Annotated in this window: 1 pseudogene; it reads right to left on the reverse strand. The window is 67.3% G+C overall.

The features are described from left to right. Positions 1-320 (reverse strand): annotated as a pseudogene (locus ADL15_RS21125) (IS1380 family transposase); the annotation flags it as partial. Positions 321-327 lie beyond the last annotated feature (7 nt).

Here is a 327-nt window from a genome sequence, read left to right on the forward strand (position 1 = left end):
CCGTGGGTGAACGTGCGCAGGAACGATCCGAGTGTCGACGGCGCGTACACGCTGCTGAACAGCGACTTCATGCCGCCGTGCCGGGCGATGTCGAGGTCGTCAATGCTGTCCGCCCCGGCGAGCATCCCCGCGACGATCGTGGCGACCTTCCCTGCCGGGTTCGTGCCCTTGTCCGTCGGCAGACTCACCCGGTCGGCGACGGCATCGAGCAAGCCGGCCTGCTCGGCCAGCCGCATCACCGGCACGAGACCGGCACACGACACGAGATTCGGATCCTTGAACGTCACGGCCGTCACCGGCGCGTCATAGCGTAATCTCACCTGCGAG

The sequence above is a fragment of the Actinoplanes awajinensis subsp. mycoplanecinus genome, assembly GCF_001509495.1.
In the GTDB taxonomy this organism is placed as follows: Bacteria; Actinomycetota; Actinomycetes; order Mycobacteriales; family Micromonosporaceae; genus Actinoplanes; species Actinoplanes palleronii.